We start from the raw sequence: 13,468 nt of genomic DNA on the forward strand, positions 1-13,468 counted from the left end.
CAAGCCTCAGTGTCGTGCCGCCTCGGCTTCAGGTTGGAGCGGTACCACTTGGGACGAGCAGCGTCACGCGTGAGTTTGTCGCTCACGGCGGGAGCGGACAATCCGCACACGGTTTCATGCTGATGAGCAAGTATTACTTTCACATCTCCAACGGCCACCCATTTGACGATCCGGAAGGCGAGGAGCTGCCTAACGACGAAGCAGCCTGGGAGGTTGCCGTCATGACGGTTCGAGATATCGAATCAAACCTGAATCTCGACCAATCCAGCCAATGGTCGGTTTCGGTGACGCGGGAGGATACCCCGATTTTCAGAATCGACGTGAGTGCCAAGCGTCTCGGATCCGAGCCGAGCTAGGCGCCCGGGTGGGCGTGAAGGTAGGTCGGATCGAATCCGGCGACTTCCTGAAGTTTGCTATGATCGACAATCCGGTATTCCGACCGCTCGGCTCGGATGAGTCCCTGCTTTCGGAAACTTTGTAACACGCGGTTGACGTGCACAACCGAAAGGCCGAGGCAGTCCGCGAGATCGCCCTGCGTGATAGGAAAGGAAAAGTCTCCGTCGGTGGTGCGTCCAATGGCTCGCAATCTGCTATGCACCTCGACAAAAAGATGAGCCATGCGCTCGGTCGCAGAGCGGCGCCCGATATTGACAATCCATTCTCTGAACATCGCTGCGTCGATCAGCGTCTCGCGCCACAAGGCGTCAGCAACCTTCGGGCGCTGCCTGTTCAGGTTGCGCAACGCTGCGTGCGGTATGAAGCCGAGCGAGCAGGGCGTCAGCGTGAGAAGGTCATGGTCCATGACATTGAGGTGCAGGCTCTGCAGATCGGGTATCTCGCCTGGGATGTGCAGCGACAGCACCTGGCGATGCCCGTCGGGCGTCATCTTGGCGCGGAAGGCGAACCCCTCTTCGAGGAGGCAGCATTCCTGTGGCTGGCTGCCGTCGGCAACAATGATTTGCTGTGCCGCAAGCCGCCTCTGCTTGATGGGGAGTTGCTGGAGAGCCTGAACATCCGCGCCATCCAGAATGTTGGAAGCGGTCAATTTCGTGATTAGGGCGGATGCGAGGTTTGAAGCCACCGGCTTTCTCCACGCGTTTGAGAGAAACGGAACAATTGCAGTGAAATGCGCCCTGGTGGCCGCGTCGACGGGAGTGCGACACTCTCAACACCGGCATCAAAATGATCGTTGCCGATGATGTAAACCAAACAATTGGTATGCCGAGGCGTTCCTCGCTTAACAAAGTCGATCGCGCGCGGCATCACCATCGCTGAGCTAGCGGGAGATTGCCGCGACGCATCGCCGCTAGTGCACAGAGTCGCGCTGAATGTGGCCGCTCTTAGGAACGTCGGTAGCCAAGCGATGTTGCTCGCTCTGGTCCAACACAGAGGAAGCGTTCAAATGAAAGTCGTAAAGATCGTTCTGGCAGCCGCATTCATCTTCGGGTCAATTGCAGCAGCAACCGCTCAAGGTGGTGGTGGCGGTGGTGGCGGCGGTGGGGGCGGAGGTGGAGGTGGAGGTGGGGCTGGCGCAGGTGCCGGAGGGGGGGCGGGAGCGGGAGGCGCTGGTGCGGGAGGCGCCGGGAGCGGCGCAGGCGGCGGAGACTCTCCGGCTGCAGCAACTGGTCAGGGCGCCTCGAGCAGCCCGCGCTCGGCAAACCCCGGGGCAACCATGAATGATACGAAGGAGCGCAGGGGACGCTGAGCGAGCCAGGCCCCGGGTCGGTGTAGAGGAGGCTCGGGGCCTCTTGCATTATCGATCGGCTGCCCTGTCAGGATACCAAGCGGTGTTCAGAGCGGCCGGTATCGGCGGATTTCTCCGGTCGTCATGTTCAATGCCGCGGCTTGATCGGCGTCGAGCCGTCGGACGAGTTGGACCGTCCATCCTTCAGGGATCACATCGAGAACCTCGTCAAGCGCTTCCCCCGGTGAGCTTGCCCGCGAGCCAGATCTGCACCACACCGTCGTCGGTCGTAACACGAACCAGATGGATTTCCTGGGCGGGTTGCATCTGGGATAATTACGATCAGGGTAACTGGTTTCTCCCGAGATTCACAAGCGCCTTCCGGGACAGACGGCTCCCCTCACGGCTCCCAGAAATGCCGGAGTCCCGCTCTGTGTTCACCGCGAAGTCGAACGAAAGGCTGACGCTCCGCGTGGCTTCGAAAGAATGGTCGCTCGAACCTTTAATGTCCGCGCTGGACGCACTCGCGCTGCTGTTCGACTTCCTCCGCATCCTTGTCGTCGACTTCCATCAAGTGTGGATGTCCGCTCGCCTTCAATAGTTCGTCCAGCTTGGCGTGAATGGCTTGTGTATCGCGATGCTCCGCTCGTTGGATGAGCAGCGTCATGCCCCATGTCGCCAGCGTCGCAAATGAATGCCATTCGAGCCCGTTGCCAAAGACAATCCAGGCGATCCCGTACAGAAGGAAGATCGCGAACGCGGCGGGCCGTGCCGTCGCTGTGCCCAGCGTGGTAAGCCAGCCTCTAGCCGATGCAAAAGACATTCTGCGGCAACGTAGATCCTCCGAGGCCGTTCCAATGCGGCGTGGATCGGGTTTGCCTCAGACGCCGCTCGGCCGGCGCCCCCGGCGTAGGAACGACCAAGGGAAGCCAGCGGTTAGCCAACGATTACGTTGGAGCCTGCCATGACCGATTTTCCCAAACCGCCATTTCCCGCTCAGAAGCAGCCGATGCCGGGGCTGACTCGCAAGATGGATCCAAGACCCGACCATGGGGAAGAGAGCTACCGGGGATCCGGCCGGCTCGCCGGCCTGAAGGCGATCATCACGGGTAGCGATAGCGGGATTGGACGTGCGGTCGCGATTGCCTATGCGCGCGAGGGAGCGGACCTGGTGCTGGCCTATCTGGAAGAAGATGAAGACGCAGCCGAGGTCAAGAGCTTGATCGAAAGAGAAGGACGCAAGGCCGTTCTGATTCCCGGCGATGTTCGCAACGCTGAGCACTGCCGCGGCATCATCCGCCGCGCCGTCGACGAATTGGGCGGAATCGACATTCTCGTCAACAATGCTGCGCACCAGGCGACATTCAAGGATATCGGCGACATCAGCGACGAGGAGTGGCAACGAACGTTCGAAACCAACATTCACGCCATGTTCTACCTGAGCAAGGCCGCGGTACCCCACATGAAGCCTGGAGCCGCGATCATCAATACGGCTTCCGTCAATTCCGATATGCCAAACCCGATGCTTCTGGCTTATGCGACCACGAAGGGGGCCATTCAGAATTTCACCGGCGGACTTGCGCAAATGCTGGCGGCCAAGGGGATCCGGGTCAACGCGGTCGCGCCCGGTCCGATCTGGACGCCGCTTATCCCGTCCACGATGCCGGAAGAGGCAGTCAAGACGTTCGGGCAGCAAGTGCCGATGAAGCGCCCAGGGCAGCCCGCCGAGCTCGCAACGGCGTACGTCATGCTCGCCGACCCCTTGTCGAGCTACACATCGGGTACGACAGTTGCCGTCACCGGCGGGAAGCCGTTCATATAGGGCCCGGATCTACTTCCTTGCCCCGGTTACGTATTGACGCTCCATCGGGACGAAGTCGGCCCCGATGGACGATGAGCTACTGATCTGCCCGCCGCGACGCCTGGATCGACCATCTCTGGCCAGTTATTTCAACGTATACAAGAATGCGCTGATGTCGCGCGCATCATCCTGTGAAATGCCGGAGCTTGGCATGGCGTTGCCCGGCAGCATCCTTTGCGGATCCTCGATCCAGAACGTCATATTATCCGGCGTATTCTGGATGAACCCGGCAATGTAGGTCCGAGTAGCAATCCGTCGCAAGGAAGGCCCGACATTTCCGTCGGCGTTGGCAATACCGGGAATTTCGTGGCAGCCGCCGCATCCGTACTGCTTCACCAAATCTGCACCGCGCCGCGAATTGCCGTCGAAATCCTGGGCACCCGACGCGGCAGTGTTGTCGTACCCGGTCAAGACCGATCCAAGGCAAAGCAAAACGAGCAAGCGGCGCATCAATATTGCCGTCTTGTCGCCCATCCGACGCTGCGATCGCATGCTCACGGCTTCTGACCCGAACCGAATTTCTTGGTGTTGGACCAGGGATCGCTGGTCGAGACCTGTTCAGTCGGAACCTGCTCGATATCAGGTGACAACGGCTCGGCGGAGAATGTGCGGCCCCAATGGCGGTTCGGTTCGTTGCTGATCTTGCCGATATAGGTCACGAGGTCCCAGATCACCGCATCCGGCAAGACAGCGCCCCACGCCGGCATGCCGTTCGGCCGCCCCTGGTAAATGGAGAGATAGATGTTCTCGGGCTGCGAGCCGTAAATGAAGATGTTGTTGCTCAGTGACGGGCCCATGCCACCGCCGCCATTCGCGGCATGGCAGCCGACGCAATTGAAACTGACAAAATACGTCATGCCGCGCTGCTCCGCTTTCGGATCGCCCTGCACGGGATTCTTGATCGCCGGGTTGCTGGGCTGGGCGCCCGGAAAGAGATGGCTGACGGGGACCTGCATGAACACGCCAGGGCGGCCGTTGCCGACGCTTCGTCCGAAATCCGGGCGCGGAGACACCACGGGCGTTTGCGCTTCCTGAGATTGCGGCAGGCTCTGTTGGCCGACTGCGGGCGGGCTACCGGCGAGCAGCAGGAATGCACCAAGTGCGAGGATAGTCCGCATGAGCTAACCTCCTCCAGCGGACGTTGGCGTTTCGACCAAGGGTATGCCGTAGCTGCGCAGCAGCGAGGCGATTTCCGGTCGATGCCCGTCGATGAAGTCATTGAGGCGATCGCGCAATGCATGATCGCCCTTGCGTACACCCATCGAGATCGAAAACTGGAACCGCTGGGGTGCAAATTGTTCGCCGTCCTGGACCGGAGCGACCACGAGCTTGATCGGCGATCGCTTGGCGAAGTATCCGCCGAGCGGACCCCACACCGCGGCGACGTCGATCTCGCCGCTTTCGACTGCTTCGATCAGACGCGCCGGCGGATTGGCTTGGCGATAGTCGCCATAGATCGAGTAGCCTCGCACATTGTCCACGATGCCCTGTTCGCCGAGTGCCTCCGCTGGAGGCGCGTTGCTTCCATCGTCGCCGATCAGGTGGACCCCGATTCTCAACTGGCGCAGTTTCGGATCGAGCAGCGACGTGAAGTCGAGATGGCGGTCCTGCCGCGTCACGAAAATATAAGTAGAGCGATAATAGGGCTTCGTCGTCTCCGTCATTTCGAATTGGTCTGGAACGCCGATCACGACGTCGCATTTTCCGGCGTTGAGCGTATTGCGGATAAAGCCGCGGCGCTGCGCCCACCAGGTGTAGGAGAGCTGCATCCCGAATTGCTCGGCCATCATGGCGGCGAGGCTGTTCTCGAACCCCTGTTCCGGCCGGTTGGAGAATGGCATGTTGTTCGGATCGGCGCACACGCGAAGCTCGCCGCTCTGCTCCGAAGCCGCGGCGGCTGTGCCGAGCGTTATGGCGAGGAAAATGGCGGCACACTCAATGAGCCGGCGCATGATCTTTGTCCTGACCACTTGTGCCGCCAAGCTTGAAGACGAGCAATTCGCTGCCGCCAGCGGTGTAGAACGGCAAATCCTGCGTCGCCCCCGTGAAGCCCAACGCGCTGTTGCGGACTCTCGGATCGACTTCTGCATTCGCGACGACGCCGGGCCAGCCGCCGACACCGGACAGGATTGCGATATATTGCTGTCCGTCGGCGCCGCGATACGAGATCGGCTGACCGATGAAGCCGGAGCCGGCGCGGAACTGCCAGAGCAGATGGCCGTCCTTCGCATCCACTCCTTTGAAGAGCCGGTCCATGGTGCCGTAGAAGGCGACATCGCCAGCGGTGACGAGCGCGCCGCTCCACACCGGGAGGCGCTCATGAATCTCCCAGACCTTCTTCCGCGCAACAGGATCCCACGCCATGAACTCTCCGCGATATCCGCCGGGGCCGGCATACATGTCGACGTCGGCGCCGACATAGGGAGTCCCGGCGATATAACCGACCTGCGACGCCTTGAAGTTCATGCAGAGATGCTGATGCGGAACGTAGAGGAGCTTGGTTCGTGGCGACCAAGCGGTGGGTTGCCAATCCTTGGCGCCGGGCGAGGCGGGGCAAATGTCCTCAATGGTTTTGCCGAGGAGCGGCGTCTTCTCTTCGTTCGGTATGATCCTTCCCGACTTGAGGTCGACGCCCTTGTAGGCGTTGATGAACTCATAGGCGTTGGCGGAAATCACCTCACCCGTGCTGCGGTCGATAACGTACATATAGCCGTTGCGGCCGGGGTGAATGAGTACCTTGCGCGCTTGCCCATCAAGAACGAGGTCAACCAGGACGTTCTCGTTGATCTCGTCGTGATCGAACAGATCATGGGGATTGAGTTGGTAAGCCCATTTGGCGTGACCGGTGTCCGCATCGCGCGCGAAGATCGTGCTGCTCCAGAGATTATCGCCGCTGCGCTGGTTAGCGTTCCAGGGGCTCGGGTTCGCGGTTCCATAGTAGACGAGGTTGAGTTCCGGGTCGTAGGAGACCCAACCCCACACCGTGCCGCCGCCGACCTGCCAGCGGTCCGCCGGCCAGCTCTTCACGCCGAGGTCCTTGTCCTTGAGATTGGCGTAGAACGGTTTGAAGTCGTCGCCGATTAGCACGTCCTTGTCCGGGCCGGTGGAGTAGGCGCGCCAGAAGATCGCGCCTGTGCTCTCGTCGAGCGCAGTGAGCCAGCCACGCACGCCCATTTCGCCGCCGCTATTGCCGACCAGAATCTTCCCCTTGGCGACAATCGGCGCCATGGTGATGGTCTCGCCCTTGTTGATTTCGCCGAGCTTCGTATGCCAAAGCTCCTTGCCGGTCTTGGCATCGATGGCGACGGTATGGTTGTCGAGCGTGTTGAGAAAAATCTTGCCATCGTCGTAGGCAAGGCCGCGGTTGACCACGTCGCAGCAGGCGACACCGGCCGCCGCCGGCTCAGGCTTCGGTGCATAGGACCACTTCAGCTCTCCAGTGGTCGCATCCAACGCGAAGACGCGATTGGGATAGGGGCCCGCGTAGGGACCGACCACATACATGGTATTATCGATGACAAGCGGAGCTGCCTCCTGGCCGCGATCAGCTCCGACTGAGAACGTCCAGGCAAGCTGCAGGCGAGATGCGTTGCTCGCGTTGATCTGATCGAGATCGCTGAAGCGCGTGTTGGCGTAGTCGCGCGCCGCCATCGGCCACTGTCCGGGATCTTTCATCCGGCTCTGCAGGTCACTCTGCGCGAAGGCAAAGGAGGTCCAGGCGGCACAGGCCATGCTCGCCGTTGCGACCAACGCGCGGCGGTAGTTCCGGTTTAACATAGGTGAAAGTCTCCACGGCGGCCGGTGCCGCGTCGCGTTGCCGGTCACCGACGTACAAACGTTGCGCTTTGGCTTGGTTCCAAAAGGCTTGTCCGCCCGCTAGCGCACGACGCTCCCTGACACGCCCGCGCCGAGATCGACTGCGATCTGGTCTTCCTTGCCGTCGCACTTCGGGTGACCGAAACCGGAGGGGCTCTTCCCGTCCGGTCCGATATCGTAGATGATCGCGTCCTTCATATTGGGACTGACGCCGGCTGGCACGTGATCGAGGCCGAGAAGGTGGCGCACGCGCCAGGCGACATTATGGTCCGCACACGAACTGTCGCCGCTGACGCCAATCGCGCCGCCAATGCCATTGCCGTCGTAGAGCGCCAATCCGCCACCGAAGACGATGACACCGCCGACCTGCTTGCCGACCATCGGATCATGCTGCGTCCCGAAATCCTGGCTTTGGCCCCCGTAGATCGTGTCCGGAATCGGCGGGTTACTCGACGCTGCGCCGAACAGAAAGCCCCCGGGTTGTGCTCCGGTGTAGAGATTTGCGGTCGCCATCGCCTTGTTCTTCAGGCTGAATGCATTCGCGGTGTTGGCCTTCTCCGCAGCGATCGCGCGGCTGCCCGGCCATTGATCGTCAGCCTTGGTACCGCTGAATGCGACGGCGCAGACGACACCCTGCCGGTTGACCACCGCGGCCCATTCATGATTGTCGAGCCCGCCATTGCTCGGTCCGCCCGAAGGCTTGACGCTTTTCTTCAGGATATCGGCCAGATGGTCGTGATCGACAGGGCAGGATGCGCTGGACCCTTGGGAGGGGTCTTGGGCGGCGGACGGTCTCGAGAGCTGAAGACCGGCGATCGATAGGGCCAATGCCCCTGTCCAGAGCTTGTTCACGTATCCTCCGCGAGAGAAGACGTTGTGGGGACTATCGACCGCGAACGTTCGAAGTAAAGCTGCGGTTCCTAACCGGCCGGGCGCACATCGCGGAGTATGCTGGCGCCGGTGGCCGATTGGCACTCGGTCAGCCAGCGATAGGCGAAAAACAAGGCTGCGCCGGTATAGAGAATGCCCATCGGCACCCACATTAGAATTCCGGCGAGTTGCTGATCCTCAAGTGGCGACAGACCGAGGTCGCCCGCGAGTGCGCTCTGGCTCGGTATCCAGACATGTGTCGACAGGGTCAGGAGGGCACCCAGCACGCCGGAATGCAGAACGGTGATGAAGAGACAGGCAATGCCGATGCCGTCACGCATTCGTTCGCCGCGTCCTCTCCCGCGTCCGTAGAGCAACACCCACCAGAACAGCAGGGCGGTTGCAAAGAAGCTGAGGTGCTGCAGGCGGTGGATTGCAATATTCTCGAGCGCGAGCGCATAAAGTGGCGGCGCGTGCCAAATCCATAGAGCCAGCCCGTGCAAGGTGGTCGCGCTCACCGGATGACTGAGAAACGCCCATAACGTCGCCAGCGGCGCCGTGGTCATCAGACGGCCGGCAGGCCGAAAAGATGACGGTAGGCTCCACAGCAGCGGACCGTTGGTCCGGGCGTAGGCGATCAGCGGAGCGGCAACCAGCATCAAAAGTTCGTGCTCGATCATGTGCGCCGTGAACAGGCGCTCGCCGAGCCAATGAAGCGGAGAAGTCAAGGCGAGCGCGATGACCAGCCATCCTGACCAGAATGCCGCCACCTTCCGGTATGTGACGCCGCGTCCGCCGCCGGCGCTCCGCCAAAGCCGCTGTGTCCCGACATAAAATGCAATACCTGCCAGGTAGAGCGGCACCAGCAGCCAGGGATCGTAGCTCCACAGCGCAGTCGGATCCGACACGTTTGCCAGACCATGCGCTGAAGCCGACGCAGGCAGCAGTGCGAGAAGCGGCAGCAGCAGACTCAACGCAAACATGGGCTGATCACGACCGCGGCAAGGAGTTGATCGGCGATCACAAGCGCGAACAGCACGCCGGTACCCACCCCGAGCCAGGCCAAGAAAGCTCTGGGACCACCGCCTGCGGTGTCGTTCCATTCGATCCCGGCACGGCGGCGAATCGCGCGCGCCGAAATCACGGCGCCGGCCAGCGCACCGAGTACCAGAAGGGTGCTCAAGGCGATGCCGCCCCACTTCGCCTTCTCGCACGCCAGATGGGTGATGGCGTAGACGCCCTGTAGGTTGGCGGCCCAGGCGGCGGGTCCGAGCGCTACGCCTGCCCAATAGGTCAATCTGGCATTGCTTTCATTGATGGTCATAGCCGTGGCACCCAATCGAGCAACACATAGAGCGGCAGCCACGCGATCACGACAAAGTTCCAGTAGAACACGTTGTCGGTCACGTCACTGAAGCGGCGCGGCTTGGCATGTGCTGTGAACATCAGGACGGCAAGCACGATCGTGTCGCCGAGATCGGTCGCAAGATGCGTGGTGTGGAGACCAAGGATCAGCCAGACAACTGAACCATAAGCAGAGTTGTCCCAGCGGGTGTTGAGGTGGGCGAACTCGAAGCCGCGCAAGATCAGCAGCACGATGCCGATAAGTGACATGACAACGAGCCAGACACGCACCTTGTGAAGATCCTGCCGATGCGCGACGCGATTGGTATACTGGTTGGGGATGATGCTGAGCAGGAAGATGATGGTCTCCGCCGTTCCGGGCCAGAGATCAGGCGGCAAAGCCCCGATCGGCCAAGTCGGGTTGACGGCATAGAGATAGAGATAGGCGCCGATCGCGATGGCGAAGCCCATGCCTTCCAGCGCCATGAAGCTCATCGCCCCCCACCAGGGTCCGCTTTGCGGGCCGAAGCCAAAGGTCGGCAGCTCTCCGACGTTGCGCACGACGCTCTGCTTCATTCCTCGTCCTCTTTGCTGCCGGTCGGCCAGAACCAGCCGATCAGGGTAATCGCCATCGGCGGCGTTCCCCACATCACGGCCCACGGCGTGAAGATCGAACCGATGAAGAAGATCGTCGTCGCGATGGCGGTGAGCAACGGCCAGATGCTGGGTTCGGGCGACGCTTCGCGGATCTGCGGCTCGGCCTCGGCCAGCGAAGTTAGCAACACTTCGCGGCGCTCCGCACTGAGGCCTGCAATGACCGGCAACGTGTTGGAGTCCGCCCATAGTGGATCGCGATGAGTGACGGCAGGAATACGATCGAAATTCTGGGGTGGCGGGGGAGATGCCGTCGCCCACTCCAGAGTGGACGCACCCCATGGGTTGTCGTGGGCCAGCGTTCCCTTGCGGAGGCTGTAGATCGCATTCGCGAGCAGAACCGCGAAGCTGAGGGCGAAGATCGCGGCGCCGACGCTGGACAGCAGATTCAGTCGATCCCAGCCCATCTCGGGCGTGTAAGTGTAGACCCGACGGGGCATCCCCATCAGGCCGAGGATGTGCATTGGGAAAAACGCAATGTTGAAACCGCAGAAGGCGAGCCAGAAGTTCCAATGGCCGAGCCGCTCACTCAACATCCGGCCGCAGATCTTGGGAAACCAGTAGTAGACCGCTCCGATCAGCGGGAATACGGCGCCGCCGATCAGAACATAATGGAAGTGAGCGACGACGAAATAGGTGTCATGGACTTGGGTGTCGATCGGCACCGACGCCACCATGACGCCGGACAGGCCGCCGATCACGAAGATCACGATGAATCCCAGTACGAACAGCAGCGGCGTCCGATATACCGGGCGACCGTCCCATAGCGTTGCGATCCAGCAGAATATCTGCAGGCCGCTCGGTACGGCGATCAACATGCTTGACGCCGTGAAGAGACCGGCCCCGAGTTGGGGCAGTCCCGTCACGAACATGTGGTGAACCCAAAGTCCGAACGACAGAAATCCCGTTGCGATCAGCGAGAGAACGATCACGGGATAACCGATCACTGGCCGGCGTGCGAAGGTGGCTAGAATCATTGACGCCATGCCCGTTGCAGGAATGAAGATGATGTAGACCTCCGGATGTCCGAAGAACCAGAACAGATGCTGCCACAGCAGCACATTGCCTCCCGACGAAGGGTCGTAGAAGCGGGTGCTGACCAGGCGATCAAGGATCAGAGAGGTGGATGCGATCATGATCGACGGCATCGCAAACATGATCAGAAAAGCCGTAACCAACATCGCCCAGACAAACAGCGGGATGCGGTCAAGCGTCATTCCGGGAGCGCGCTGCTTGAAGACGGTGACGATGATCTCGACGGCAACCGCGAGCGCGGCGACTTCCGTAAAGGTGATCATCTGGGCCCAGACGTCGGCGCGCTTGGATGGTGTGAACTGCAAGCTGGAGAGGGGCGTATAGGCGAACCAACCGACGTCAGGACCTACGTTGAACGCGAAGGAAATCCATAGAAAGCAGCCGCCGAACAAGAACATCCAGTAGCTGAAGGCATTCAGGCGCGGGAAAGCAATGTTGCGCGTACCGACCATCAGCGGCACCAGGTAGACCGCGAAGGCTTCCATGACAGGCACGGCAAACAAGAACATCATCGTCGAGCCGTGCATCGTGAAGACCTGATTATAGAGATCCGGCGAAAGCAGACGCTGCTCGGCGCCGGCCAACTGAATACGCATCAGAATTGCGAGCATTCCGCCGAGAAACAGGAAGGCGAATGCCGTCACGATGTAGCGCCGGCCGATGATCTTGTGATCGACCGACATCAGCGTGCCGATCAGTCCCGATGGCGTCCGCCAGATGCTCTCCAACCGCGCTGCAAGTTGCGACCCATCGAGGGCATCGTCCCGTATCTCTCTTTGCTCGGCGGCCATGCTCACTCGAGCTGCTCCAGATACCGAATGATTGCGATCAGCTCTCCCGACTGCAGCGGCATTTGAGGCATCAGATTGCCGGGCTTGATGTGCTGAGGATCGGCAATCCAGGCTCCCAGCGCTGCCGGCGTTTGCGGCAGTGTCCCGGCCGCTAGCGTCGTTCGGCTTCCGACATGGGTGAGGTCGGGGCCTAGCTGGCCGCCTGCCAGCGTGCCACGGATGGTGTGACACAGTGCGCATCCGCGGCCGCGAAACAGCTGCTCTCCCTGCTTGGCGAGAGTGTCGGTCGGGCTGGTTGCGCCCTGGTTCTCGTGCTCCCGCCAGCGCTCGAACTCCTCGGGCCGCAGCGCGATTGCCGCGAATGCCATATGGGCGTGTTGCAAGCCGCAGAACTCCGCGCATTGGCCGCGATAGATGCCGGGATTTTTCGCCGTAAATTGGATCTCGTTGGTTTGTCCGGTGATCAGGTCCATCTTGCCGGTGAGGCTCGGAACCCAGAAGCTGTGGATGACGTCGGCAGATTCGAGCTCCACCTTGACCGGCTTGCCGACGGGAATGCGGATTTCGTTGGCCGTGGCAAAGCTGTTATGTGGACTGTCGGCCGCGTAATGAACCTCCCACCACCACTGATGGCCGACGATCCTGAGCGTCAGGGCGTTCGGATCCTTGGCAAACAGCGTGCGCTGGCCAGCGTAGCTCACGAACGACAGGACCAGCACGATCAACGCGGTGGCTGCTCCAAGGCCGAGAATCATACGCCCGGCTCGTGTCTCGAAAGGCCGCCGCAGTTCGAGCGGCTCGTCTGAGATGCGCTTTCGCGGCAACAGGCCAATGCCGAGAACGACGGTAACGCAGGCCCAGACGATGCCGGACACCGCAAGAAACATCATGAATGTGTGACGGATCTGCTCGGATTGGAGACCTTGCGGGTCAAGCGCCGATTGCGAGCCGGTGCAAGCAACGAGCGGCAGCGCGACGGAGAGGAGAAGGCCGGATCGGACCCAGGCAGGCATGGGTGCTCGTTGAGCTTGGTTGCTCGGGCCGAACCGCCGGCTCCTACAAAGGTTCCTATGTCGGCTACGCCGCTCGGCTCGCGATCATCCGGGCCGAACGTTTGTTCCTGCATGCGATGTAGCCGTCGCAATCGATCTTGTGGAGCTCTTGATCCTCGGAGCGACTCGCCGCCGGCCGGGGCGCGACCACGCTGCTGCTGATGGTTATCGGCTTTTCAACCGGCTACGTCGACCGCGCCACGATCAAGGCGACTACCAATCGGTTCTGAGTTCATACCGATGCTTTAGCCTGTTGGGGGTGGCTCGGATCGCGTATTGGACACGGTCCAGATCGGTGCGTCGCGGACTGTGACGTGAAGTCCCCAATCCGCGTTCGTCGGTTCGACCTCCAGATAGCAGA

14 protein-coding genes are annotated in these 13,468 nt (G+C 61.2%); 2 read left to right on the forward strand and 12 right to left on the reverse strand.

Annotation, left to right across the window (positions count from 1 at the left end):
* The first annotated feature begins 122 nt into the window (after nt 1-122).
* Entirely contained in the window at nt 123-356 is a 234-nt protein-coding gene (locus AKN83_RS34520) for a DUF6894 family protein (protein ID WP_157113703.1), read from the forward strand.
* Here AKN83_RS34520 and AKN83_RS34525 read toward each other — a convergent pair.
* Together AKN83_RS34525 and AKN83_RS34535 are read right to left on the reverse strand one after the other, a co-directional pair.
* Nucleotides 353-1,081, reverse strand: coding sequence for a Crp/Fnr family transcriptional regulator (locus tag AKN83_RS34525; protein WP_050400730.1), 729 nt, complete (start codon nt 1,079-1,081; stop codon nt 353-355). The genes AKN83_RS34520 and AKN83_RS34525 overlap by 4 nt on opposite strands.
* 1,105 nt (nt 1,082-2,186) lie before the next feature.
* Nucleotides 2,187-2,507, reverse strand: a complete 321-nt coding sequence (locus AKN83_RS34535) for a low affinity iron permease family protein (RefSeq protein ID WP_050400728.1) — start codon at nt 2,505-2,507, stop codon at nt 2,187-2,189.
* A 141-nt stretch (nt 2,508-2,648) separates the two neighbouring features.
* Here AKN83_RS34535 and AKN83_RS34540 point away from each other — a divergent pair, with 141 nt between their 5' ends.
* Nucleotides 2,649-3,506, forward strand: a complete 858-nt coding sequence (locus AKN83_RS34540; RefSeq protein WP_050400727.1) for an SDR family oxidoreductase — start codon at nt 2,649-2,651, stop codon at nt 3,504-3,506.
* Nucleotides 3,507-3,629: 123 nt separating this feature from the next.
* Here AKN83_RS34540 and AKN83_RS34545 read toward each other — a convergent pair whose 3' ends face one another.
* The 10 genes from AKN83_RS34545 to coxB form a co-directional block, all read right to left on the reverse strand.
* A complete protein-coding gene (locus AKN83_RS34545; protein ID WP_244522201.1) occupies nt 3,630-4,019 on the reverse strand; it encodes a c-type cytochrome in 390 nt (129 codons plus the stop codon).
* Nucleotides 4,020-4,039: 20 nt separating this feature from the next.
* Nucleotides 4,040-4,663, reverse strand: coding sequence for a c-type cytochrome (locus AKN83_RS34550; protein WP_050400726.1), 624 nt, complete (start codon nt 4,661-4,663; stop codon nt 4,040-4,042).
* Between the two features lie 3 nt (nt 4,664-4,666).
* Nucleotides 4,667-5,497, reverse strand: a complete 831-nt coding sequence (locus tag AKN83_RS34555) for a substrate-binding domain-containing protein (RefSeq protein ID WP_050400725.1) — start codon at nt 5,495-5,497, stop codon at nt 4,667-4,669.
* On the reverse strand, nt 5,481-7,277 hold the full coding sequence (locus tag AKN83_RS34560; RefSeq protein WP_050400724.1) for a methanol/ethanol family PQQ-dependent dehydrogenase: 1,797 nt from the start codon (nt 7,275-7,277) through the stop codon (nt 5,481-5,483). The genes AKN83_RS34555 and AKN83_RS34560 overlap by 17 nt, the downstream gene beginning before the upstream one ends.
* A gap of 144 nt (nt 7,278-7,421) precedes the next feature.
* Nucleotides 7,422-8,177, reverse strand: a complete 756-nt coding sequence (locus AKN83_RS34565; RefSeq protein ID WP_050400773.1) for a heme-binding protein — start codon at nt 8,175-8,177, stop codon at nt 7,422-7,424.
* 104 nt (nt 8,178-8,281) lie between these two features.
* Nucleotides 8,282-9,214: a cytochrome c oxidase assembly protein gene (locus AKN83_RS34570; protein ID WP_050400723.1), complete on the reverse strand. Its 933-nt coding sequence runs from the start codon at nt 9,212-9,214 to the stop codon at nt 8,282-8,284.
* On the reverse strand, nt 9,202-9,555 hold the full coding sequence (locus tag AKN83_RS34575) for a Rossmann-fold NAD(P)-binding domain-containing protein (protein ID WP_050400722.1): 354 nt from the start codon (nt 9,553-9,555) through the stop codon (nt 9,202-9,204). Before AKN83_RS34575 ends, AKN83_RS34570 begins: the two co-directional genes overlap by 13 nt.
* Nucleotides 9,552-10,151, reverse strand: coding sequence for a cytochrome c oxidase subunit 3 (locus AKN83_RS34580; RefSeq protein WP_050400721.1), 600 nt, complete (start codon nt 10,149-10,151; stop codon nt 9,552-9,554). Before AKN83_RS34580 ends, AKN83_RS34575 begins: the two co-directional genes overlap by 4 nt.
* A complete protein-coding gene (gene ctaD, locus AKN83_RS34585) occupies nt 10,148-12,055 on the reverse strand; it encodes a cytochrome c oxidase subunit I (RefSeq protein WP_050400720.1) in 1,908 nt (635 codons plus the stop codon). Before ctaD ends, AKN83_RS34580 begins: the two co-directional genes overlap by 4 nt.
* Before the next feature lie 2 nt (nt 12,056-12,057).
* Complete coding sequence (gene coxB, locus AKN83_RS34590; RefSeq protein WP_050400719.1) at nt 12,058-13,068, reverse strand: cytochrome c oxidase subunit II; 1,011 nt, start codon at nt 13,066-13,068, stop codon at nt 12,058-12,060.
* Nucleotides 13,069-13,468: the final 400 nt, after the last annotated feature.

Origin of the sequence: Bradyrhizobium embrapense (genome assembly GCF_001189235.2) — a bacterium.
GTDB classification, from domain to species: domain Bacteria; phylum Pseudomonadota; class Alphaproteobacteria; order Rhizobiales; family Xanthobacteraceae; genus Bradyrhizobium; species Bradyrhizobium embrapense.

What these genes read in the sequence shown, in the direction of transcription:
- coxB (WP_050400719.1), bottom strand. Translation starts at nt 13,068, where the DNA reads ATGCCTGCCTGGGTCCGATCCGGCCTTCTCCTCTCCGTCGCGCTGCCG.
- AKN83_RS34555 (WP_050400725.1), bottom strand. Translation starts at nt 5,497, where the DNA reads ATGCGCCGGCTCATTGAGTGTGCCGCCATTTTCCTCGCCATAACGCTC.
- AKN83_RS34560 (WP_050400724.1), bottom strand. Translation starts at nt 7,277, where the DNA reads ATGGCCTGTGCCGCCTGGACCTCCTTTGCCTTCGCGCAGAGTGACCTG.
- AKN83_RS34540 (WP_050400727.1), top strand. Translation starts at nt 2,649, where the DNA reads ATGACCGATTTTCCCAAACCGCCATTTCCCGCTCAGAAGCAGCCGATG.
- AKN83_RS34575 (WP_050400722.1), bottom strand. Translation starts at nt 9,555, where the DNA reads ATGACCATCAATGAAAGCAATGCCAGATTGACCTATTGGGCAGGCGTA.
- AKN83_RS34545 (WP_244522201.1), bottom strand. Translation starts at nt 4,019, where the DNA reads ATGGGCGACAAGACGGCAATATTGATGCGCCGCTTGCTCGTTTTGCTT.
- AKN83_RS34580 (WP_050400721.1), bottom strand. Translation starts at nt 10,151, where the DNA reads ATGAAGCAGAGCGTCGTGCGCAACGTCGGAGAGCTGCCGACCTTTGGC.
- ctaD (WP_050400720.1), bottom strand. Translation starts at nt 12,055, where the DNA reads ATGGCCGCCGAGCAAAGAGAGATACGGGACGATGCCCTCGATGGGTCG.
- AKN83_RS34520 (WP_157113703.1), top strand. Translation starts at nt 123, where the DNA reads ATGAGCAAGTATTACTTTCACATCTCCAACGGCCACCCATTTGACGAT.
- AKN83_RS34550 (WP_050400726.1), bottom strand. Translation starts at nt 4,663, where the DNA reads ATGCGGACTATCCTCGCACTTGGTGCATTCCTGCTGCTCGCCGGTAGC.
- AKN83_RS34535 (WP_050400728.1), bottom strand. Translation starts at nt 2,507, where the DNA reads ATGTCTTTTGCATCGGCTAGAGGCTGGCTTACCACGCTGGGCACAGCG.
- AKN83_RS34570 (WP_050400723.1), bottom strand. Translation starts at nt 9,214, where the DNA reads ATGTTTGCGTTGAGTCTGCTGCTGCCGCTTCTCGCACTGCTGCCTGCG.